Source organism: Mesorhizobium australicum WSM2073 (assembly GCF_000230995.2).
Classification (GTDB): domain Bacteria; phylum Pseudomonadota; class Alphaproteobacteria; order Rhizobiales; family Rhizobiaceae; genus Mesorhizobium; species Mesorhizobium australicum.
On the sequence record NC_019973.1, the window covers coordinates 5733309 to 5756719 of the forward strand.

Sequence of the window (23411 nt, forward strand, 5' to 3'; positions counted from 1 at the left end):
GCCGGGAAAACAGAGTAAACCATCTGACTTATAGGGGAAAACAATGAGAATACTTTCGAAACTGACGGCCGCAGCGGCAATCTTCTGCGCATCTACTTTGATGGCGCAAGCTGAACAGGTGAAGGTCGGAATCGCGGCCGAGCCCTACCCTCCATTCTCGTCCCTGGACGCCTCTGGAAAATGGGTCGGCTGGGAGATTGAGATCATCGATGCGATCTGCGCCGAGGCAAAACTCGATTGTGTCATCACTCCGGTCGCCTGGGACGGGATCATTCCTTCCCTAACTTCCAAGAAAATCGATGTCATCATGAGTTCGATGTCAATCACAGAGAAGCGCAAGAAGACGATCGATTTCTCCGACAAGTACTATAGCGATAACGGGTACACGATTGCCGGTCCCAAGGGCGTTACAATTGATCCTACCCCTGAGGGCCTCAAGGGCAGGATTCTCGGTATTCAGGTCTCCACCAATGCCGAGGTCTACGCCAGCAAGCATTTCAAAGACAGCTTGGCCGAGATGAAGACGTACCAGACACAGGATGAGGCCAACCAGGACTTGGTCGCCGGCAGGATCGACGCCATTCTGGCTAGCCCGCTTACCATTGATCAATTCATGAAGACTGACCAGGGTAAGGCCTGTTGCGAGATAAAGGGCAAGGTTGCCAATGACCCCGAGATTTTCGCGCCGGGCGCGGGCGCGGGTCTGCGCAAGGGAGACACCATGCTCAAGGAAAAGATAAACGCCGCAATCAAGGGGATTCGCGCGAACGGGAAGTACAACGAAATTACGAAAAAGTACTTCTCCTTCGACATTTACGGCGAATGAAGAGGAAATTCTCCTATTACGTAGACCCTCGCAATACTTCTCCTGTTGAGTCGGAGGCAGGCGGCCTCCTTCGTCACGCACCAGTGAACGGCAGGCTCTTGGCGAGGGTCAATCCTCAAGGTGGAGGCGTTCTTGACCGATTCATTCTTTTTGTCGCTGGCGCAGACCAGCATGTTCGAGTTGCTTGCACCTACGCCGCCTGGCTGGGGTGGAAATCTGGTTCGCGGATTCATTAATTCAATTGGGATCGGTGTCGGCGCATTCGCCTTGGGATTGCTTATTGGCATCGGCGGTGCCTTTGGCAAGCTTTACGGCGGACCTGTGCGCCGCGACTTGCTTCAAGTCTACACCACCCTCATCCGCGCGGTACCGGAACTTGTGCTAATTCTGCTTATCTATTTCGCAGTTCCGGACCTGATCAACCGCCTCCTCGATACTCTCGGTTACGGACGGATCGACGTCAGCGGGCCGATGGCAGGCATCGTTGCGCTCGGCTTCGTACAGGGCGCGTACGCAACGGAGGTGCTGCGCGGCGCGATCCTCGCGGTGCCGCAAGGCCAAATCGAGGCCGGACGAGCCTTTGGTATGAACCCAACGATGCTGATGCGACGCATTACTATGCCGGCGATGCTGCCCTTCGCGATCCCGGGTCTCGCAAATCTCTGGCTGGTTGCATTCAAAGGCACAGCACTTCTGGCCGTTGTGGGCTTCAATGAACTGACTCTGGAAACACGACAGGCTGCGGGCACCACAAAAGCCTATTTCACCTTCTTCATGGCCGCTGGCGTGCTTTATCTACTGCTCACTTTGATCTCCAACGTCCTCATCGGACGGGTCGAGCATTGGGCAAGGCGCGGCCGGCAGCCGATAGCGGAGAGCCGCTGATGGCCTATTTCACGACTGTTGCGGCAAACTGCCGCCCATTCGCACGGTTGGACCCACACCGCGTCGTATTGATCGTAATCGGCCTTGTCTTGATCACCGCAGCAGCCGTCTTCATGCGTTGGGACTGGTTGGCCGACTACTACATGCTTGCGATTGCTGGTTTATGGCGTTCGATCTGGATCCTCATCGTGACCTGCGTCTTCGGCTTCGTTCTGGCATTGCCACTTGGGCTCGCTCAAGTAGTGGGCCCTAGTTGGCTCAGTCTTCCAGCGAAAGCTTTCTGCACCGTCATTCGAGGCACACCGTTGCTTCTGCAAATTTGGCTGCTCTATTACGGGCTTGGCTCGCTCTTCCCGCAATATCCATGGATTCGCGAATCCGATATCTGGCCTCTCGTTCGCCAGGCGTGGCCATACGCTGTACTGGCTCTAACGCTGTCCTTCGCAGGCTATGTAGGCGAGGTTATGCGCGGTGCTTTTGCCGGCGTGCCGAGCGGCCAGCTCGAGGCGGGACGCGCTTTCGGTATGAACCGCTGGAAGCTTTTTCGCAGGGTCTGGTTGCCGCAGGCAATCCACAAGGCGTTGCCCACGTTGGCTGGTGAAACAGTAATGCAACTCAAATCGACACCGCTCGTCGCTACTATCACGGTTGTCGACCTTTATGCAGTTTCAGCTCGCGTTCGCCAGGATACATTGGTGATATACGAGCCATTGCTTCTGCTTGCATTGACATACATGGTTCTCACGGGATTGCTCGTATGGATTTTCAGCCGTATCGAGGCTCGCATCCCGGTTCGAGTGGGGTGACGCGCCGAACCAGCGCGCTGCCAGCAGCAATAGGGAGCGGCGACATGCTGTGTAGGATCGTTGGCGCGCCGGTCCAGGACGGGGCCGGACGCATGGGCTGTGATATGGGACCGAGCGCTTTGCGCGCCGCGGGACTCGCGCAGGCGCTGACGGAACTCGGCCATGAAGTGGAGGACGCAGGGGCGGTCGCGCCCGGACCGCTTCCGCCCGTGGCGCATGAGAACCTCGGCCTGAAGGCGCTGCCGCAGGTCTCGGCGTGGACCGGAGCGATCGCCGAAGCTGCCTATGCGGCGAGCCGGGAAGCAATGCCGATCTTTCTCGGCGGCGATCACAGTATCTCTGCCGGCACGCTGTCCGGAGTTGCCCGTCGTGCCAAGGAGTTGGGCCGGCCGCTCTTCGTGCTTTGGCTGGATGCCCACCCGGACTTTCACACGCTCGACACTACGGTCAGCGGCAACTTGCACGGCGTCCCGCTCGCCTACGCCAGCGGGCAAAAAGGCTTTCACGGCTATTTCCCAGACCTGCCAGCTGCGGTCGATCCGGCGCGCATCTGCACGCTTGGTGTCCGCAGCGTCGATCCGGCCGAGCGTGAGGCGCTGAAACTCGCCGGGGTGACAGTCCACGACATGCGCATGATCGATGAGCACGGGATCGCTCCTCTGCTACGCGCTTTTCTCCAGCGCATCCTGGCTGAGGACGGCATGCTTCATGTCAGCCTGGACGTCGATTTCCTAGACCCGTCAATCGCCCCGGCCGTGGGCACGACCGTGCCGGGCGGGGCGACCTTCCGCGAGGCGCATCTGGTGATGGAGATGCTGCACGATTCCGGCCTCGTCACCAGCCTCGATCTCGTCGAGCTCAACCCCTTCCTCGACGAGCGCGGCCGCACCGCGATCCTGATGGTCGACCTCACCGCCAGTCTAATGGGCCGCCGCATCATGGACCGCCCGACAAGGAACCACTGAACCATGCCCGAGAAGCTAAACATCGTTCCCTTCGTGAGCGTGGACAATATGATGAAGCTGGTTCTGACGATCGGCGTGGAGCGCTTCCTGACCGACCTCGCCGGCTATATCGAGGAAGACTTCGGCCGCTGGGAGCTGTTCGACAAGACGCCGCGAGTGGCGTCCCACAGCGTGGACGGCGTCATCGAGCTGATGCCGACGAGCGACGGCGAAACCTACGGCTTCAAATATGTCAACGGCCATCCCAAGAACACGCGCTCCGGCCGCCAGACCGTCACCGCCTTCGGCGTTCTGGCAGATGTCGGAAGCGGCTATCCAATGCTGCTCACGGAGATGACCATCCTCACCGCGCTCCGCACCGCGGCCATGTCGGCGGTCGCGGCGAAGCATCTCGCGCCGAAGGGCGTTCGCACCATGGCGATCATCGGCAACGGCGCACAGTCCGAGTTCCAGGCGATCGCCTTCAAGGCCATCGTCGGCGTCGATCGACTGCGCCTCTACGACGTCGATCCTGCCGCAACGCGCCGCTGCGCGAAGAACCTCGCCGGCATCGGCCTGGACATCGCCGCCTGCGCCTCCTCGCAGGAGGCCGTGGAAGGCGCCGATATCATTACCACCGTCACCGCCGACAAGCAGTGTGCCACCATCCTTACCGACAACATGGTTGGCCCCGGCGTCCACATCAACGCGGTCGGCGGCGACTGTCCAGGCAAGACCGAGCTGCACCGCGACATTCTTCTGCGCTCCGACATCTTCGTGGAATACGCCCCACAGACCCGCATCGAAGGCGAAATCCAACAGCTCGCGCCCGAGCACTTGGTGGTCGAGCTCTGGCAGGTGATCGCCGGCAACGCGCCCGGCCGCCGCGACGAGCGCCAAATCACTTTGTTCGATTCCGTGGGCTTCGCGATCGAGGATTTTTCGGCCCTGCGCTATGTGCGCGACCGCCTCAAGGACACCGGACTCTACGAAGAACTCGATCTCCTCGCCGACCCGGATGAACCCCGCGACTTGTACGGCATGATCCTGCGCGCCGCCCAACCGGCTCCAGTGCGGCTGAGCGGTGCATTGGGATGAGCAAAGTATCCATGCAGGCGCCGAGGGCCGTCGTGATGATCCGTCCTCATCACTTCACGCCGAATCCGGTCACTGCGGCAGACAATACGTTCCAGGTGCGCGATGAAAAGCGGAAGCCGGATGATCTGGTCGCTCTGGCATATCAAGAAGCCACGCGTATGGCCGATGGCCTCGCTGAGGCCGGGATCACTGTCCACCTCTATGAGGATGAATCGGCCGCAACACCCGACTCCGTCTTTCCGAACAACTGGTTTTCGACCCATTCTGGCGGGCATGTCGCGATCTATCCGATGTACTCGGAGAATCGAAGGCAAGAGCGCCGGACCGACATCATCGAGATGCTCAAGGCTGAGTACCGGGTTCAGGATGTCATCGATTATTCCGGCCTCGAGAAAGACGGGGTCTTCCTCGAAGGGACCGGTGCGATGGTGCTCGACCACATTGCCCGTGTCGCCTACGTGGTGCGTTCCAACAGGGCCAACGAGGTTGCGCTCGAACGGTTCTGCACGCACTTCAATTTCGAGCCAATGATCTTTGACGCAGTCGATCGCAGCGGCAAGGCAATCTATCACACCAATGTCCTGATGTGCGTCGGCACCGATTTCGCGTTGTTAGGGGCGCAGTCGATCCCTGATCCCTGGCGGCGGCGGGAAGTCGTCGCGAGGTTGGAGGAAACCGGTCGTCAGATCGTGGAGCTTTCGATCGAGCAGATCGAAGACTTCGCCGGCAATGCCATTGAACTGGAGGGCACGGATGGTCGCATTGTTGCCATTTCCGGGCGAGCACACGCGGCGCTGCAGGCGGAGCAGATATCGGCAATCGAGCAGTCCGCGCGACTATTGCCGTTCGATGTCTCGACAATCGAACTCGCGGGTGGATCGGTCCGGTGCATGCTTGCAGGGATTCACCTGTCGAGGCGCAGGGCGCAGCCCGCACAGACGCCATTCACCGCCCAAGCAAGCCGCACAGCGAAACACTACTGACAAATAGGATTGGAAATGTCGCAAACCAGATCGGTCTATCAGTTCAACTCCGCAATCGTTCGCGAACCCTCGATCTCGGTCGTCAACGGCCTACGCGCCGATGATCGGGGAGGTCCTACCTATGAAGGCGTCAAGGGCGAGCACGACGCATACGTTGCGTCCTTGCGGCATGCAGGTGTCGAAGTGAGCGTCCTGCCGTCTCTTGAGGCCTTTCCAGACTCTTTGTTTGTCGAAGACCCGGCGCTCGTTTTCACCGGGGGCGCCATCCTGCTCCGTCCCGGCGCGCCAAGCCGGGTCGCCGAGACCGCGGAGCTCGCGCCGATCCTGCGCGATATGTTCGACACCGTGCTAGAACTCCCTACCCCGGGACAAGCCGACGGCGGGGATATCATGTACACCCCAAATAGCGTCCTGATAGGCCTGTCCGATCGCACCGACAAGGCCGGGGCAGAGGCCCTTGTCTCCTGTATCGAGCAACTCGGCGGGAAGGCCCAGATTGCCGAGACTCCGAAAGGCGTTCTGCATTTCAAGACGGCCTCCTCGCTGCTCGACGATGAAACCGTGATTTCGACCGCTGCCCTCGCGAAGGCTTCCGTATTCAAGGAATTCCGCCAGTTCATCGTCCCGGAAGGCGAAGAGCCTGCGGCGAACGTGCTGCGCGTCAACGACATCGTCATGGTCAGCGCGGGCTACCCGCGCACGATTGAGATGCTCGAAAAGGCGAATTACAAGGTCGTGCCTCTGAAGACCGCCGAGATCGAGAGGATCGATGCCGGGCTCTCCTGTATGTCGCTGCGCTGGTACCGGGACTGCAGGTAGGTCATTCAAACCCCCCTTGTTGCCGCCCCAGACGTCCAGACGACAAACAGAACTCGTGCTTTCCCCTCGATCGTGATTGTCGCGCCGCCACGCTTTCTCTCCGGGTAAAGCGACGACGGACTTATGTTAGAAACCGTATTTTACCCAGAGAATTGTCGATCTCATGTCGGCTCGTCGCATCGCCGACCTCCTATTCCGCGACACGCTGGAGCTTGAGGCGACCACCAGCTGTAAGACAGCGAAAGATGACCGTGTCGTGGATTCGACAAATCGGCACTGAGTTCAGGTACCCGGCGCATTCCGAAAAACGAGATCAGAGCACTCTCTTGCAGGCGACGGAAATGGCAGGTGGAGGTCTTTAGCGCTTGCGTGCCTTGGCACCATTCTTGCTGCCTCCCCTTCGCGAACCGCAACACTCATTCGTTCGTCTCAGAGGCTGACAGGGAGCCCTACAAACCGCGCGACGTCGTCGATCGCCGTCCGCGATGAGTGGCTTATTCACCCGCCACAGGGGTTCAGAAGGGTATTAAATGCACAAAATCCCGTCCCGCGCTCACGCAGATTCCCAGGTTCCCAACTGGCATTTCAGAATGATGCGCGACTCCGCACGAAATGCAGCAATAGAGGCGGCCATAGCATCCTGTAATCTCAGAGGAAAGACCGTCGTGGAAATCGGGACCGGGGCTGGCCTTCCGGCGATGCTCTTCGCCAGGCATGGCGCCCGAAAGGTATTCACATGCGAGATGGATGAGCGAATTGCTGCGGCAGCGCGGGAGATTATCCGGAACAACGATTTGCAGGATCGCATCGTGGTGATTGCAAAGTCCTCAAGGCAAGCAATTCAGGACGGCGACCTTCCTTCGGCGCCTGACATAATTTTTACGGAAACATTGGATTCTGGGGTAGTTGGTGAGGGATATGAATCGATAGCGGAAGACATCCGCCAAATCGCCAGTCCTGCTACAGTAGTGATGCCAGATCGGATTCAGCAATTCGGGTTCCTCTGCACCGACGTGCAAGCCTTTGAGGACAATTCCGTCTTTAACCAATGCGGATTCGATCTTTCGGGATTTAACCTGTTTGCCGAACGTTCATATTTTTCGGTGATCCAGACGCTACATGATCCGGTATGTCTCTCGCCAACCGTTCTTTTCAGGAGCTATGATTATTTAGATCCAAGCGCTCTGGACCCGGTAGAACATCAAGTTACAGTTCACAGCTCTGGCCTTTGCCATGGAATGACCTCATATTTTGACGCCCATTTTGGGAAATTTCTCATCTCTTCTAGAGAGCGGAAGAGTCATTGGCGAACGGCTTTTCACCCCCTACGAGTACCTATGCCGGTCGAATCTGGGCGGAGATACTATTTGAGAGGTGATAAATCTGGGTCGATCGATTTGGTTTCGACATGAAGTGCAGGGCAAGCGACAAGCGGCTCTTGGTTCATGTGCTGAAGGTTCTGCTGACAGGGCGGCTGCAGGGGGGCTGGTGATGCTAACGTTACCTGATCCCCCGTGAGCACAGGCCATCACGATCCAGTATTGAAGATACAACCTCTGACCGGACCTTTTACCGGGCAGACTCGGCTACCGCTCCGCCTGTTTGGGTAACATGCTGATAACGGGTCAACATGCTGGGATTGTCGGCGATGCAGGCGCCGTTCGCTTCTCCGATGTCGAGCTCAATCAGGGCTTCGGTCCGGGGGATCTTGACGCGCGAGATCAAAGCGATCACCGGCTTTACAGACGTGTCTTCCCATTTTGGCGACATGTGATCATTGCCCGGGACAGGCAAGCTCGACTGGGCGACACCGGTCAACGCGTGAGCAACTAATGTGCACACCCAAGGTGGGCAGACGACTGTGGACTGATGTCCAACACTCCTTGCGCAGCTTATTAATTAATGTCCAAAGTGTGTTAATTTTCAAGGTGCAGCCTACACTTGCGATTTAGCCTAACTTTTACATTAGTACTGATTGCGATGTGATATAACTTTGGCGAAGCCGGCCTGCCGGGTCAGCAGCACAAAGCCGCAGCCTCGGATGCCCTCACTCGTCCGCGCGTGCGCCTCAGATGCGTCTATAGACGGAGCCATGCGCAAACTGCCGGAGGCTGTGCGTCGAGCAACAAGAGCGAAATGGAACAGCAGGTGGAAGACTTTTTCAAGGACTGCGATAAGGCACCGCGATTGAATGAAATGGCCGATTTCTTTTCGGCGACCGCAGCAGGCCGATCAGGAGCCCCGATCAAAGTTCCGAGCGTGGATGCGCGCCTTTTCCAAGGGGATGTGTCGCTGCAAAGCTTCACCAGCGTGCATCGCCAGATCTGGGGCCGCTTCGACCCTCACTATCATGCCAGCATTCCTTATCGTCTCGAGGAGGAGGTTCGAGTTGGCGATGCCTTCTTGCGATATGCAGACGCTATCGCGGATGAGACCGTCCCGGCTCGGTTCTATCTGCTGGGGGCCGCCGAAGGCACACTCGCTCGAACGCTTGCCCAGCTGGGCAACGGCAAGATTCAAACCCTTTCATGCAGTCCCAATAAAGAAAACGAGGAAAGCTTCTTTCTCCACGGACGGCCCGCGCATGCAACATTCTTCCTCGGCCCATTTCATCACTTGACCCGGAGCAGAATGGTGGGAACGTCGGCGCTCAGGCACTTTGCCGACGGATTCGACATCATCTTGGAGGACACCACATTTCAAATGTATTCGCCCAATCGAAAGGCGCAGATTGGCTTTGTGAAACATCATTTGAAAGACGGCGGGATATTCTTCTTCTTCGAAAAATTTCGGCAAGACGACGATATCTCATACCTGAGCCGGGAGCTACAGAAAGACTACGGATATAAGGCACGCTTCTTCACTCAGGACGATATCAAAAATAAGACTGAATCCATTCTTAAGCAAATGAACTTCAATGAGACGACGCTATCTGAAATGTCAGAGTCGGTGGCCGCACACTTCAAATACGGATGCGTGACATGGAATTCCGGCAATTTCTACACACTTGCCGCTAGCAACAACGCGGACAATCTTCGGCGTGTAATTTCGGCGATGGCCCCGCCCTGCATTCCAAATGAATACGTCTATACGGAAACTCCGGCTTCGCTGCCGGGATTGGCCTTCGAACCCCCGCCGTTCCGCCGCCTGGCAGCGTCCGGCAGATGAGCGAAGCCGGCCAACGACCAACGCGTCCTAACATGCCATCATTTACGACCAGTACATTCTTGGCCAGTGGCTTGCCTCCAATATCCGTAGGTACTGGTATTTCATGTCCGCTACATGGCTCGCGCTTTCTTGAAAACAACAGCGTACAGACAGTCACCTCATTACTGTTGTCGGGAAGGATGACCCATTGTTCACCAGCGGCGCAGTCGGCTTTATTGCGGTTCCCGTCGATCGGCCAGTGCGCATCCAAACCCTTGCAACGGGGTTTGGATTTGTTGTGTATGGTTTGACTGCATTTGCCGGCGATACGCTGCTGCCCCGGCCGGGCTCCCGTATTTCGGAGTTGTCATGGTCGTGGTTTGGACAGTCGGTATTCTCGTCTGTCCACCAAGCAAAACGGTAGCCCAACAGCCACCGGATGACGTGTAATGAAATCGCCATCTCCAAAACCCGTCGCTGAAGCATTGGCTTGGCTTGTGCCACACATCTCGCGTTACTCGACGCTTCCGACACGTGCGTATGCGCATGTCGCTTATGACGCTAAACCCGCCGCCGCCGATCCTGTCCGTATGCATGCTCTAGAGCAGATGGAATTGCGACTTGCAGATTGTGCCTCTCGTCTGGGCTACGGGCATCCGCAGATTGAAAAACTCGGTACACAGCTTCGAAGCCGACCGGTCATTCAGACCGGCCCACATTGTTACCTGGCCTTTGAACCCGATGCGTTCTACACGCATATCTTTAGTGCCATGGGGCTGCGCTCCCATAAAGACAGCTGGTATGTGACTCATTCGAGTTCAACCGTTAAATTCCAAGAAAGCGACAAGAAAGGCCCCGGTTGGCTGCGGCTTGGAGGTCAGCACTTCAATCTCTTCGGGCTGTCAAACAGAAAAATGGGTCGACTCAGTGTTTGCGGACGTGATGCGCCGCAGCGGTTTGCTCTGACGAGCGCCAAACAGACGGGGATCGCGAGCCAATTGGCCGAGCGATTGAAAAGAGCCCTGCCCGATGACGAGTTTCTCTCGGCCGCCGATGCTATCAAGACAGCCAATCAGAGCCTCTGGCGCCGTTTCTTCGCATCGGATCTTCACTTGTTGCAGTTCGACGATTGGGACGTGGGCGACCTAGTCGCCCAGCATCTTCGCGACCCGTCGTCCTGGCTTTCGTCAACGCTGTTTGGACCAAGCTCTTTTGCGAAGAGGCTGCTCAATCATTTCGCATCGTTTGATTGCGGCCAATGGGCCGACTGGGCAAAGACGACAACCGACTTCTTTTGGCATTTTTCAGGGGGGCGCATATTTCCCCTGCGGCTGCGCGATGGCCTGTTTTTGAACGAAAGCGGGACCTTCTCTGTACAGTGCGCACCTGACGCGCTTCTCCAATCGTTGAACGAGCGTGAAATCATACCCAGTATGCTCCTGTCATTCTTTGTGACATCGATACTCCCTGGAGTGCGGGTGCTCGGCGGCAGTCGCCAGATCGTTTACTATCCGATTATGCGCTATGCCTTGCTGTCTACTCTCTCTGAGTTTCCGTCACCTGCAAATCGTAGCTTGTCCGTCTCGCTGGGGTCTGACCAAGAGCCGAGTCTGTGGGGGCATCGTACGATCTCGCCGGGTCGAATCGATCCGTTCAGTCTTATGACCCAGCTTGGCTGCGATTTTGGGCGGCTAATCGACTGCTATGGCGAGATACCTTTGAGCGAGGCATGGGGCAGCTTGCCAGCATTCGCCGGCGATCCCCTCTGGCAAACGTTGTGCAAACGGCTTGCAAAGGAAACAGCATTGGAGGATCGCCCCATTTGGCTCGCTGGCGCTCAGCAGCCAAAACAGGATGTAATTGGCCCCTCCCGTTGATCTGTGAGCGCGAAGCTGACGCCGTTCAGATTTGGTCATTTCACAGAACGCATGGACATCGCTGTCGGGCCTTCCATCGCCGATGCGCTTTGAAGACCTGTGCGAGCCATGCGTGCGGATTGGCGATTGCGGACGGCCGAATTATGCTGACAGAAATGGCCTTCGGCGTCAGGTGGTCAAGTGCTTGCAGAAAGCCAGCGATGTCGTTCGGCGCGCGATCGAGTTGTTAAGGCATCGAAGTTCGTGAGCCGCGCTTGTTCGCTGATGCACGTTCGCGCTTCGCGCTGCTGACTCCTACAGGCCGATATTGCGAATAGGTAGAACCGATCATAGACCCTTATGCCGCCAAGCTAGCTTGTTCCGCTCACAACAACCTCACGGTTGTTTCAATGAGGCTCTGCCAGGCTTTATCATCCGCCTCGAGGGGCTTGCCTTACATGAGTTGGAGATAACTCATTTAATAGACCGGTCGTCGCTCGGCCGTAAACAGAGATATGACGTTTGGACTGTTCGGTGAACGCACCTCCTGCCCAATCTCCCCAACGCTCCGCCAGCTTGAGCCCTACGCATTCGGCCATGGTATCGAGTTCCTGATGATAGACGTAACGAACGCGATTGGGCAATCGTTTGACCGACGTACCAGAAAACCAGAGGAGGGTTGAGACCAAGTTTTGGGTTAGGGGATCGTGCACATCAGCAGCGATGATCGTATTCTCATGATCCACAACGAGCGTGGAAATTTTCTGGCCGTTGACGAAACCATCCAAGGGCGGCACGCCTACATCTATCACCAAATTCCCTCCATCATCTAACGCCTCCACGGCAGATCGGAGGCAAGCTATTTGCGCTTCGCGCGTGACGGCCTGCGTGAATGTATTCCAAACGCAATACACCAAGTTGTAGCGTTGCTCCGATCTAAATCTTGAAATATCTGCCTTCCAAAACTTAATCAGATCAGTACGCTTGGCGAGAAGGTTCAACATGCTGTCCGAATTGTCGATACCTTCGACCTTGACGCCGCGCTCGCTCAACGGCACCGCCACGCGTCCGTCGCCAATGCCAAGTTCAAGAGCAGTCCCTCCGCTGGAAAATCGCTGAAGAAAGGCGACAGTCTCGCCAACCTCATCATTCTTACCTCGCAGCAATGTAAGTAGCTCATACATTGCCGACCAATTTTCGTCGTAGATGAATTCGTCAGCCATTTCTCCTCCTGTGAGATTGATTTAAGGATTTTAGCAATTACTTCGTATGCAATCGGCTCGGAAATAACGCCGCTCGTTCCGCAACAGGAAATGGTCGAAGGGTGTCGCTCTGGTCGGGCTCCGGACATCGAACGGCTCCGTTGCGGAGTGAACGCGGATTCAAAATGCAAGAGCCAAGCCAATTCAAAGAGTCGGTTTAGTTCACCATATTGGCTCTTAGTCTCCGCTTCTGTCTGTTTGCAACGACACAGCTTTGTCAGGGTTCCGACAAATGATCAGACGATTCTGGTCGCGAAAGGCGCCTCAGAGGGACACCGCGTGCGGGGAGTGGCAACTCTGGCCCGACCTTTACGTCATCACAAACGTTTTGGCCCATAACGAGGCGGTTCCTTTGAAGTCGCCGTGCCGAAGATACATCCATAGTCCCCGGCGTTCCGATTTGAGCCGTGAACACTTGCTCAAAAGCTTCGGTTGCACTTTGCGACTGTTCCCCATCGAGGTGCGGATCGCAGGTTGAATCCTGCTTCCGAGAGCCGGGGCAAGGACCCGCACCGCGTCCTAGTCTCCTGGCCCGTTCCTGGCCTGGACGAAATCGATCTGGAGCGGCCGTGCTGCCGCCGCCGTAGTGAATTCGGCCCGAATGTTCTTGCGGCCAGTTCCCTCTCACGAGGTCGTTTCGACGTATCCCGAATCCACCAGGAATCTCTCGGTTAGTGATGGACTCCCAGGAAGGGGGCGGCCTCCGTCATCGTCATGACGTTCGATAAGGACAGTACGGTCGGCCCCGGCGACTGGCAGGGACGCAATAACGGCATGGGAATGCATGACGAACTTTTCCTTCTGGAGTGGCGGTCTCTTGCCTCAGCATTTCGGTCGCCATGCCGACGCTGGTTTTTGTGGGGCTCGTCGAAGCGCCAGGCGCCACCTTGTGCTCACATGCGCGGCCGCAGGATACGCGAGAATTCGGCAGATTTAATCAAAGAGCACGGCAGCGCCAGGGACAGAACGGTGTCGGCACAGTAGGCGAAAGGGCGGTCTCGAGCTTTAGCTCCCCGCACGAAGCGGTCTGGAACCAAGCCTGATCTCCGGAGCCGCCGTCGCGCGTCCCGCCATGCGCAGGCGCGCGCAGTCCGCAAGGGCTTGAGCGGAGCGTCCCTTGCGGACGAGCACGGCTGCGCGAGGGACAGAGCGCGTCGGAGGCAGCGGGTTCAGGCGGCCTGATCCTTGGTGAGTCCAGAGCGTCTTCTTTGGTCGACCGCTCGGCCGAAACGCCGTTCCTGGGGTGGCAACCTGGCCCTACCATCGAGAAAGCAGGGAGCTAACGGGATAGGCCTTCCGGTTTAGGCACGCGTTGTCTGGTCGGCGGATAGATGAGTGTTCTGATGTCTGCTACGATCGAAACCAAAGAGTCGAGGGGGCGACAATGGTTGAAGTGTTCCGCGGAAGGGGCGGTAAACTCGAACACGAAGGGGCCGCGCTCGGTAGAATCCATGCGCAGGCAAATCACCGGAAGGCGTTGGGGTACTGGCTCGGGTTCTTGAAGGGCGTGATGGCCAGCGAGCGGGTCGAGAGCGCGGAGATGCCGCCACTCAGGGTCGAAGCTGAGCAGTTCCTGTCCCTTCTTCATGACGACGATGCTGCCGAGCTCATCCGCGATCTGGATGTGTGGGGTAACGCGCCCGAAGAGATCTACGCCATCCTTGAAACTATAGTCGGCATACGCTCGCGGGAGTTTATCGCCGCTGACGAGAAGGACGAAGTCAACGAGTTCTACGGGTTCTGTGCCGGTATCGCCTGCGACAACTCCATCACGCCCGCAGAGGTCGAAAGACTGCGAGTGTGGTCCTGCAGAGAGACAGCCGCGTGGCGTCTCTCGGAGAAACTGCCAGAAGGTCTATTTCTGACGGTCGCATAACCGCCGAGGAGGCAAAAGACATATGCGGGTGGATTGCCCATCTTGTCGGCGACAGCGCGACAGATACGGGGCTGCCTACCTTCGGCAATGTGGGTGTCATTGACGGCGCCTTGGAGGATGCAAGCCGGCTCGTAATTCCGAGTCGGATGTTCGTCCTCACGGGAAAATTCGCCATTGGCCCGCGAAAGGTAATCGCTGAGATGATTTGCGAACGCGGCGGTGATTGGAAGGAAACCGTCTGCGGCCAGACCGACTACCTCGTCGTCGCGGCCGAAGCGTCTCGGGACTGGAAGCACAGCCATGAAGGCACGAAGATCATAAGGGCAATGGAGCTTCGCGAAAAGGGAGGTCGGCCGGATCTGGTTCTTGAACCGATGCTGGCCAAAGCGTTGGGTTTCTGACCGCCTCCATCCGGCAAAGGAAAACCTATTATCTTGGAAGTGCGGCTTCAGAGCATGGTCGCGTTGGAAGCGCGGAGCCTGAATACCCGAGCCTTAGTGGATCCTGATACGGGTCTGGGCGCTCGCCACCTTTCTTGACAGTTTTTAAGGCGGGCAGCGGCCGCACCTGCACGAACAATATCTCCCACGGCATCGCGGCACGGTCGTGCTTCACTGGTTCACCCGAAGCAAAAGCGAGGCTCGATGTGCGCCGATGCTATGCTATTTCTCCGTCATGCCGAGATGACCCGTTCGCATCGCGGCCGCTCTCTCGCCTGCACTTGCCCAGATCGACCGCATAGTGACGGAGACAGACGCTCCTTTCACTCAGGTCGACCGAACGAGCTTCGATGACGTGATGACCACGGTCGCCGCGATCGCCGTCGACTGGGGGGTCCCGTCGATGCCATCACGACGGCGTTAATAGAACTTCGTTCTCCATTGAGATGAGGCTTCAAGGGCTAGATGAAATGTAGTCTTCGTGCTACATAACGCACCAATCTGTAGCGCGAAGGTGACATAATGCCCACTCCACACAACCCTCCTGCTGCGGTGCGGCGCGTGCTGCGCAAGCTTGGGGCTGACATTCATGATGCCCGTCGACGCCGACGGCTGCCGATGGCGGTGGTAGCCGAGCGCGCCTTCACTTCTCGCTCGACTCTGCAAAGGGTCGAAGCCGGGGACACCAACGTCAGCGTCGGCATCTATGCCGGCGTCCTGCAGGCGCTCGGCCTCCTCGAGGGCCTAGGCCAGGTCGCCGACATCAGCAACGACAGCGTCGGTCAGGCGCTCGCCAGTGCCGACCTGCCCAAGCATGTCCACCTCCAGCGGCCAACCGGATCGTCGCGCGATGGCTGACTTCGAGGTCCATATCGATTTGGACGGCCGCACACGCCCGATCGGACTGGCGAGGAGCAATCGCGTCCGGGGCACCGAGACCATGCTCTTCGAGTATGACGGAGCATGGCTTGAGGATTCGGACCGCTTCTCGCTAGAGCCAGCTCTTGCTCTGACCCGCGGAGCCTTCGCCCCCCCTGCAGGTCTTGCGACTTTCGGCTCCATCGGCGACTCAGCGCCGGATACCTGGGGCCGGCGCCTCATGCAGCGCGCCGAACGCCGCCTCGCCGACCAAGAAGGCCGCGCGGTTCGCACGCTTATAGAAAGCGACTACCTGCTCAGCGTCGCCGACGAGACGCGACTTGGCGCCCTCCGCTTCCGCTGGGTCGGCGAAGAGATTTTCCAAGCGCCGATCCGCACGGGCGTTCCCGCTTTAATCGAGCTTGGCCGTTTGCTCCAGATCACCGAACGGATCCTCCGAGACGAGGAAACGGATGAAGACCTGCAGCTCATCTTTGCCCCAGGCTCCTCCCTGGGCGGTGCCCGACCGAAGGCCTCGGTTATCGACCAACATGGTCACCTCTCCATAGCGAAATTCCCGAAGGAGACCGACGACTACAGTATGGAGACCTGGGAACAGATCGCGCTGCGGCTGGCCGGCCAGGCAGGTATTGCCACGCCTCGACACGAGCTGATCGAGGTCGCCGGCAAGCCAGTCATGTTGTCGCGGCGCTTCGATCGTGACGGTGCGAGCCGCATCCCGTTCCTGTCGGCGATGGCGATGATGGGCGCCAAGGACGGTGAGCGCGGCAGCTATCCGGAGATCGTCGATGCCCTTGCTCAACACGGCGCCCAGGGGAAGACGGACGCGCATGCCCTCTATCGGCGGGTCGTCTTCAATGTGCTGGTTTCCAATGTCGACGACCACCTCCGCAATCACGGTTTCCTATGGCTGGGAAAGGCGGGGTGGTCTCTCTCGCCGGCATACGACCTCAATCCCGTCCCGACAGATCTCAAGGCCCGGGTGCTGACGACGAACATCGATCTCGATGAGGGCACCTGTTCGCTCGATCTGCTTGAAGCCGCGTCGATATTTTTCGCGCTCACCCTGCCGCAGGCCCGCGCGATTATCAAAGAGGTCGCGACCGTGACAGCGACCTGGCGCGATACAGCCAAGGCGGTCGGCGCTCGATCGGCGGAAATCAGCCGAATGGCCAGCGCTTTCGAGCATGACGATCTCAAGCTGGCGCTGGCGCTATGACGAGGACCTTCCTCCACAATTTCGATCCGCCAGCATTCAGCCCTGTCACGGGCGCGACCGTCGACCTCGACGTCTCGGAGATCGAGGACGCCGGGATTCGCGAAGTGTTGCAGACGCCAGGGGCTGCATACGGCGCGTGGTCTATCCTGGACGCGCTGTTGACGCCAACCGGCGCGGGTACGCCCTTCATCTTCCGGGAACCGCTTGGGCAAGCCCGCGAGGTGAAGGTCGCGCTATCCGGCTTGTTCGGCCGCTTCGTTGCCCGCGCCTATCTGGAACGCTACTTCAACTTTCGTCTTCGCGCATCTCGGCAGCCGCATCATCGACCTCGATCGCCGCCGGCAGGTCAAAGTCACGCGCTTGTCCCGCGGCGATCTGCCCGACTGGATCGCCTGCGCATCCGACCTGTCCTCCTTGACCGTGGCCGAAGCGAAGGGTTGCCACGATAATGGCGGCCCGGCCAAAGCATTGAACCGCGCCTGGGCTCAGGCCGGACGGATAGATATCACCGCTGGAGGCCGCAAGATCACAGTGAAGCGCATTGCCGTCGCGACCCGCTGGGGGATGGCGGCGCGAAATCCGACGGACGCCCACCTCTCAGTCCGCGATCCGATCGATGAAGGCGAGCCGATCAAGCCGGAGGAGAAAGACGCGCTCTTCATCGGGCTTCTCCGCCTCCATATCGCCAATCTCATCAAGTCGCTTGGGCACGCTGAGCTAGCCAGTGCGCTTCGCGGCCTCACACACCAGCCGTTCGCGCGAAGACTGCAAGGGGATCTCCAACGCGCCCGAGCGCTGCTGGATGCCACGTTGGTGAGAGAGCTGGAAAAGGCCACGACCATGGGCGGACTGATCGGAGGGATCGTCACCCGTGCCGGACCCGTCGCTGACACCGACGTTGCGCCCGCCGATCAGGAGGCGCTCGCTCGCCTCAATCTCCGGCCGGTCTTCGTCGGCATCGAGCGCGATCTCATCCGTGCCGCTATCGACGCGGAGCTGCAAACCGTTCGCATGCGCCTGACGCAGATAGGGGGTCCCGATGATTTTTCTCGGCCTGACCGCGCTGGCGGCTGGATCATCCCGATCGGTGAGGAGCGACGCATCAGAGGAGGCAACTGATCCGGTGACCACCGAACATGAGCATCGTGGGGAAACGGCCGGCGACACCAGACACGGCACGATTAGGCAGAAAGATGGAACGCAGGAGACTGAACGCGGCCACGCCGCGCTGATGCCCACTATCACCACCGACAGGGGACGAAAATTCAGATCGTCTGCCGAAACGTATTCGGCCCCGTCCGGTACTGTCGTATATCGATACGCTGGGGAAGGCCGCGCCTTGAGGCCAAAATGGCGGCCGCCCGGGTTCAGGCTAGATACGAAGCCTCGGAGGCTGACATCAGTTATCCGAGGAGTTGTATCACCAGGCCCCGCTCTCGAAACGAACGACATGACATCCCGGGGGCAGTTCGGGTGCCTGACCCAGCCTCAGAGCAGCGAGATCCACCACAAGCGAGCTCAGCAGCGAGCGGGACGCTTGGCCGCCCGCGCAAGCACCTCGATGAAGTCTCCTGATTGGGCTTTCCAACGCCGGTATGCAGCGTTGCAACAGATCCTTCAAAGAAAATCGCGGACTTTTAGCACTCTAAACCGGTGAGAATATGTACGTTGAGCCTCGTTAAAGCCGCGGGTCGAGACCGTGGCGCCGTGCCCCGACCAAATACCTGCAGCTCGGAAAAGCAGGGGCCGGCAGGAGCATTTGCCTTGGTCGAGGAGATATATCGCAAACGATCTGACGATGCGGTCGAGCGTATTGACCTCGTCGGGACGGCAAGATCGCCTCTGAAAGAGTGGGAGACGCCAAATGGACGAAGTCAATACAACGAGCGCCGGACGATGATGACACTGGTCAGGCGCCTAAAGGCCGCGGCTCATCTTGATCGACTTCGAATCCTGGGACTTTGTGCGCATGCGGACCTAACCGTCTGCGAGCTAGCAGAAGTTCTGAGTCTGTCTCGCGAGCACGTGGTTGCACACGTCCGTCGGCTCGCCAGAGCCGGCTTTCTTCTCGGCAACGAACAGCGCCCCTGGCCTTCGTACCACCTCGAAGCAGGAGGCTCGGACGGCGGCTTGGTTCAATTATTGGTTGATCTCCTGCCTCACGGCGATGGCCATCACAGACAAGACCTACAGCGACTGGAGGCGATACAGAGCGCGCGGTCCAAGGTGACCGCCTGCTTGTCTTGAAACTTAGTCCCAATGGATCGCGAAGCAGATATGAGCAATTCGACTGGCGGCGGGATCGCGGAGCTTGGCACTTGCGAGTGGCCTCCCCTGGCTGTCGCAGATTCTCGCGTTCACGAGCTGCTTTTAAGACAGGAGCGCCAGGAGAGGACGACCCTCAAGCTTATCGCCTCCGAGAACTTCGCGTCCTCCGCGGTGCTGGAAGCGACCGGGTCTATTTTCACCAACAAGTATGCCGAGGGATATCCTGGCGCACGCTATTACGCCGGAAACGAGATCGTCGATGAGCTTGAGAACCTCGCCATGGATCGATTGAAGGCACTGTTCGGCTGTGAACACGCCAACGTGCAGCCCTATTCCGGCTCCCCGGCCAATCAGGCTGTCTGTCGAGCGCTGTTGTGTCCGGGAGACAAGATGATGGGCTTGACCCTCCCCGAGGGCGGGCATCTGACTCACGGTTGGGCCGTCAACTTCTCCGGCACTGACTATCAGAGAGTCCCGTACGGGCTGCACGAAAAGACACACCAGATTGACCATGACAGCTTGCGCGAGACGGCCAAGCGGGAACGACCGAAGCTCATTTGGGTCGGCGGAACTGCCTATCCGCGTATCTTTGACTACGAGGCAATGGCCGAAATTGCTTCGGAGGTGAACTCCTACCTGGTGGCCGACATCGCCCACATCAGCGGCCTCGTTGTCGCAGGAGTGCACCCCAATCCTGTAGGCCATTGCGATGTGGTCACCAGCACCTCTCACAAATCGATCCGCGGTCCCCGCGGTGGCTTCATATTGTCAAGGAATGAAGACCGCTATCAGGCACTCTATCATTCCAAGAGCAAACACAATCTGGCCAAACGCATAGACCGTGCCGTGTTCCCTCTCCTGCAGGGCGGACCTCACATGAATACGATTGCAGCGCTAGCTGTCGCTCTGCACGAAGCAGGGAATCCGTCCTTCCGTGTGTACGGTCAGCAGATCGTCAACAACGCCAGGGCTCTGGCCCAGGCGCTTCTGGAGCGAGGCTATGAACTCGTCACGGGGGGCACTGACAATCACATGCTGATCCTTGATCTACGGGAACGGCCGCTGTCCGGGAAAGCCTATGCCGAGCGCTTGTCGCAAGCAGGTATCATCACGAATTTCAACATGGTGCCGGGCGACCGGCGGCATCCCGCGCTCACCAGCGGCATTCGGTTAGGCACGCCAGCAGTGACGTCTGTGGGCATGCGCGAGGCGGAAATGCTGCAGATTGCCGCTTTCATCGACCTTGTTTGCCGCCAGCCCGATGATTCGGATGTCCATGCCCGCGTGCGCAGAGACGTTGCCGACTTCTGCGCTGCGTTCGACGTCCCTGGCATCTCCGACAGATAAGATGGCCGGATCGGCTGTCACATTTAATTCCAACGTTTGAAGCGAGGATATTCCATGACCAGACAATTCGTGTTCTCCTCCGAATCCGTCGGCGCGGGACATCCCGACAAGATGGCCGACAATATCTCAGATGGCGTCCTCGATGCGATCCTTCGCAAGGATCCTCTGGCTCGCGTTGCTTGTGAAGCGTTGGTGAAGTCAGGGATGGTCGTTCTGGCTGGCGAGATCACCAGCCACGCGCAGATCGACTACAGCCAAGTTGCCCGCGATATCATTTTGGACATTGGATATGACGACGATGCGATCGGCTTTGACGGCCGGCGTTGCGCGGTGATCTTGGCCCTGACCGAGCAGTCGCCTGACATCAGCCAGGGGGTAGACGAGGGACGAGGGCAGGATCTCGAGCAGGGAGCGGGAGATCAGGGCCTCATGTTCGGGTACGCATGCAACGAGACCGAAACATTGATGCCATTGCCAATCCAACTTGCTCACGATTTGACGAAAAAACAGGCAGAGGTGCGCCAAACCGGACGCCTTGGCTGGCTTCGCCCGGACGTTAAATCTCAGGTGTCCGTCCGCTATGAAGGTTTGCGACCGGTAGCGCTCGATACCATAGTCCTGTCGACGCAGCATGACGATAAGGTCTCACAGGCCGCCGTCCGCGAAGGCGTCATTGAGGAGATCATAAGGCCGGTCTTGCCCCATGACCTGGATACGACGGGAATAAGGTTCCTGGTCAATCCAACCGGCCGGTTCGTGGTCGGCGGGCCGCGAGGCGATTGCGGGCTTACCGGCCGCAAGATCATCGTCGATTCCTACGGCGGCATGGGGCGTCACGGCGGCGGTGCCTTTTCGGGCAAGGACCCGTCCAAGGTTGATCGGTCGGCCGCCTATGCCGCGCGGTACGTCGCAAAAAACGTCGTTGCCAGCGGACTTGCGGAGGTGTGCGAGGTTCAGCTTGCTTACGCGATCGGTGTGGCCGCACCGGTCTCAGTCCTCATCAATACATTCGGAACCGCAAAGATTGATGAAAAAAGGATCGAACGCGCCGTCCTTGAGCTTTTCGATCTCAGGCCGAAAGGCATCATCAAGGCGCTGGATCTCTTACGGCCGATTTACCGCAAGACCGCGACATACGGACACTTCGGCCGCGAAGAGCCGGAGTTCACCTGGGAAAAGACGGACAGAGCTGACGACCTGTCGCGTGAGGCAGGACCCGCAGCTGCTTGATGCGTCGGTATTGGATTCTTTCGGCAAAGGACGACCCATTCCACACTCGAAAGAAACACCCGGCCGGCGTGGCAAGAAGCCGGCTCGGGTTTTTGGCGGAGATTTTGATGCCGGATTATGACGTGCTTTGCATCGGCAATGCCATTGTCGACATCCTCGCCCAGTGCGACGAGGAATTCCTCGAGACCAACGGCATCATCAAGGGCGCGATGAACCTCATCGACACACAACGCGCCGAACTGCTCTACAGCCGCATGGGCCCGGCGATCGAGGCGTCCGGCGGCAGCGCCGGCAACACGGCGGCCGGCGTCGCCAGCTTCGGCGGCCGCGCCGCCTTCTTCGGCAAGGTCTCCAACGATGCGCTGGGCGAAATCTACGCCCACGACATCCATGCGCAGGGCGTCGCCTTCGACACCACGCCGCTCAAGGGAGAGCCGCCGACGGCGCGCTCGATGATCTTCGTCACGCCCGACGGCGAGCGCTCGATGAACACCTATCTCGGCGCCTGCGTCGAGCTTGGGCCGGAGGATGTCGAGGCCGACAAGGCGTCTGGCGCCAAGGTCACCTATTTCGAAGGCTATCTGTGGGACCCGCCGCGCGCCAAGGAAGCGATCCGCCAGACGGCGAAGCTGGCGCACGCAGCAGGCCGCGAAGTGTCGATGACGCTGTCGGATTCGTTCTGCGTCGACCGCTACCGCGACGAATTCCTCGAGCTGATGCGTTCGGGCACGGTCGACATCGTCTTTGCCAACAGCCACGAGATCAAATCGCTCTACCAGACATCCTCGTTCGACGAGGCGCTGGCGCAGATCCGCAAGGATTGCCGGATCGCCGCCGTGACCCGCTCGGAAAAAGGCTCCGTCATCGTGCACGGCGACGAAACCGTGGTGATCAAGGCGACCGCCATCAAGGAACTGGTCGACACGACCGGCGCCGGCGACCTCTACGCCGCCGGCTTCCTGCATGGCTACACGCAAGGCCGCGACCTCAAGACCTGCGGTGATCTTGGCTCACTGGCGGCCGGATTGGTGATCCAGCAGATCGGCCCCAGGCCCCGGCAGAATCTGCGCCGCGAGGCTGAGCAGGCGGGATTGTTGTAGGGGGCATATCGGCAAGGTGCTGCCCACCGAACTTGATGCAGGGCTGTTAAGATAAGCGCGTGTAATTCGAAATGTCGCGTGCCCGTCCGTGAAGGATGGCGGTTTTCTCCAAATTTCCGATTTTGACGGCGCAGAAACATTTACGCTCTTCGGGCTAATACTGTGGCCGATCATGGTGGCCGACAGGCCATTTGCCGAAGTCGCCAGCCAGGATCGTGCGGCTCGCAGATTTGCCGGAGCGGCCAGGCACGGCCTGCGCAAAACTGGAGAGGGCACAAGCGGCTCAGCCCTAGCGCGGCCTTGGACTTGGAAACCGTCGCAGATAAAGTTCACATAAACACAGCCTACCCACTAAGGTCACTGGGGCGAACTCCCCGGGAAGAGGGGCAGAGGCTGTTATCCGCGAGCCAGGAGACCTGCCACGGT

Annotated in this window: 20 protein-coding genes; 18 read left to right on the plus strand and 2 right to left on the minus strand. The window is 58.8% G+C overall.

Going from position 1 to position 23411, the window contains the following annotated elements:
• Positions 1-43 precede the first annotated feature (43 nt).
• From MESAU_RS27630 to MESAU_RS30595, 8 genes are all read left to right on the plus strand, one after another.
• The gene (locus tag MESAU_RS27630; RefSeq protein ID WP_013533359.1) at positions 44-826 is read left to right on the plus strand and encodes a transporter substrate-binding domain-containing protein; all 783 of its coding nucleotides are present in this window, start codon (positions 44-46) and stop codon (positions 824-826) included.
• A 171-nt stretch (positions 827-997) separates the two neighbouring features.
• Positions 998-1711 (plus strand): ABC transporter permease, encoded by a 714-nt coding sequence (locus MESAU_RS27635; protein WP_172832174.1) that lies wholly within the window; start codon positions 998-1000, stop codon positions 1709-1711.
• On the plus strand, positions 1711-2517 hold the full coding sequence (locus MESAU_RS27640; protein ID WP_013533361.1) for an ABC transporter permease: 807 nt from the start codon (positions 1711-1713) through the stop codon (positions 2515-2517). The genes MESAU_RS27635 and MESAU_RS27640 overlap by 1 nt, the downstream gene beginning before the upstream one ends.
• Positions 2518-2561: 44 nt before the next feature.
• Complete coding sequence (rocF, locus tag MESAU_RS27645) at positions 2562-3482, plus strand: arginase (protein ID WP_013533362.1); 921 nt, start codon at positions 2562-2564, stop codon at positions 3480-3482.
• A 3-nt stretch (positions 3483-3485) separates the two neighbouring features.
• Positions 3486-4559, plus strand: a complete 1074-nt coding sequence (locus MESAU_RS27650; RefSeq protein WP_013533363.1) for an ornithine cyclodeaminase — start codon at positions 3486-3488, stop codon at positions 4557-4559.
• On the plus strand, positions 4556-5542 hold the full coding sequence (ctlX, locus tag MESAU_RS27655; RefSeq protein WP_013533364.1) for a citrulline utilization hydrolase CtlX: 987 nt from the start codon (positions 4556-4558) through the stop codon (positions 5540-5542). The genes MESAU_RS27650 and ctlX overlap by 4 nt, the downstream gene beginning before the upstream one ends.
• 15 nt (positions 5543-5557) lie before the next feature.
• Positions 5558-6361, plus strand: a complete 804-nt coding sequence (locus tag MESAU_RS27660; protein WP_013533365.1) for a dimethylarginine dimethylaminohydrolase family protein — start codon at positions 5558-5560, stop codon at positions 6359-6361.
• Between the two features lie 590 nt (positions 6362-6951).
• Positions 6952-7773 carry a 50S ribosomal protein L11 methyltransferase gene (locus MESAU_RS30595; protein ID WP_276325707.1) on the plus strand — a complete coding sequence of 274 codons (822 nt, stop codon included), beginning with the start codon at positions 6952-6954 and terminating at the stop codon, positions 7771-7773.
• Positions 7774-7930: 157 nt separating this feature from the next.
• Here the strand turns inward: MESAU_RS30595 and MESAU_RS27665 are convergent, their stop codons facing one another.
• Positions 7931-8131, minus strand: a complete 201-nt coding sequence (locus MESAU_RS27665; RefSeq protein ID WP_041163534.1) for a hypothetical protein — start codon at positions 8129-8131, stop codon at positions 7931-7933.
• A 366-nt stretch (positions 8132-8497) separates the two neighbouring features.
• Here MESAU_RS27665 and MESAU_RS27670 point away from each other — a divergent pair, with 366 nt between their 5' ends.
• Both MESAU_RS27670 and MESAU_RS27675 read left to right on the plus strand, forming a co-directional pair.
• Complete coding sequence (locus MESAU_RS27670) at positions 8498-9529, plus strand: class I SAM-dependent methyltransferase (RefSeq protein WP_013533367.1); 1032 nt, start codon at positions 8498-8500, stop codon at positions 9527-9529.
• 428 nt (positions 9530-9957) lie between these two features.
• Complete coding sequence (locus MESAU_RS27675; RefSeq protein ID WP_013533368.1) at positions 9958-11385, plus strand: hypothetical protein; 1428 nt, start codon at positions 9958-9960, stop codon at positions 11383-11385.
• Positions 11386-11795: 410 nt separating this feature from the next.
• On the opposite strand, the gene MESAU_RS27680 is transcribed toward MESAU_RS27675, so the two are convergent.
• Positions 11796-12587: a class I SAM-dependent DNA methyltransferase gene (locus tag MESAU_RS27680; protein WP_013533369.1), complete on the minus strand. Its 792-nt coding sequence runs from the start codon at positions 12585-12587 to the stop codon at positions 11796-11798.
• 1423 nt (positions 12588-14010) lie between these two features.
• On the opposite strand from MESAU_RS27680, the gene MESAU_RS31600 reads away from it, so the two are divergent.
• From MESAU_RS31600 to MESAU_RS27725, 8 genes are all read left to right on the plus strand, one after another.
• Positions 14011-14502, plus strand: a complete 492-nt coding sequence (locus MESAU_RS31600) for a hypothetical protein (RefSeq protein ID WP_041163535.1) — start codon at positions 14011-14013, stop codon at positions 14500-14502.
• Positions 14451-14903 carry a BRCT domain-containing protein gene (locus MESAU_RS31605; protein ID WP_164919976.1) on the plus strand — a complete coding sequence of 151 codons (453 nt, stop codon included), beginning with the start codon at positions 14451-14453 and terminating at the stop codon, positions 14901-14903. The genes MESAU_RS31600 and MESAU_RS31605 overlap by 52 nt, the downstream gene beginning before the upstream one ends.
• Before the next feature lie 561 nt (positions 14904-15464).
• Positions 15465-15800 carry a helix-turn-helix domain-containing protein gene (locus MESAU_RS27695; protein ID WP_013533370.1) on the plus strand — a complete coding sequence of 112 codons (336 nt, stop codon included), beginning with the start codon at positions 15465-15467 and terminating at the stop codon, positions 15798-15800.
• Positions 15793-17040 (plus strand): type II toxin-antitoxin system HipA family toxin, encoded by a 1248-nt coding sequence (locus MESAU_RS27700; RefSeq protein ID WP_013533371.1) that lies wholly within the window; start codon positions 15793-15795, stop codon positions 17038-17040. The genes MESAU_RS27695 and MESAU_RS27700 overlap by 8 nt, the downstream gene beginning before the upstream one ends.
• Before the next feature lie 258 nt (positions 17041-17298).
• Positions 17299-18159 carry a hypothetical protein gene (locus MESAU_RS27705; RefSeq protein ID WP_013533372.1) on the plus strand — a complete coding sequence of 287 codons (861 nt, stop codon included), beginning with the start codon at positions 17299-17301 and terminating at the stop codon, positions 18157-18159.
• Between the two features lie 1158 nt (positions 18160-19317).
• Entirely contained in the window at positions 19318-20655 is a 1338-nt protein-coding gene (locus MESAU_RS27715; RefSeq protein ID WP_013533373.1) for a serine hydroxymethyltransferase, read from the plus strand.
• A gap of 54 nt (positions 20656-20709) precedes the next feature.
• Positions 20710-21885 carry a methionine adenosyltransferase gene (gene metK, locus MESAU_RS27720; RefSeq protein WP_013533374.1) on the plus strand — a complete coding sequence of 392 codons (1176 nt, stop codon included), beginning with the start codon at positions 20710-20712 and terminating at the stop codon, positions 21883-21885.
• Positions 21886-21992: 107 nt separating this feature from the next.
• Entirely contained in the window at positions 21993-22985 is a 993-nt protein-coding gene (locus MESAU_RS27725; RefSeq protein ID WP_013533375.1) for an adenosine kinase, read from the plus strand.
• Positions 22986-23411 lie beyond the last annotated feature (426 nt).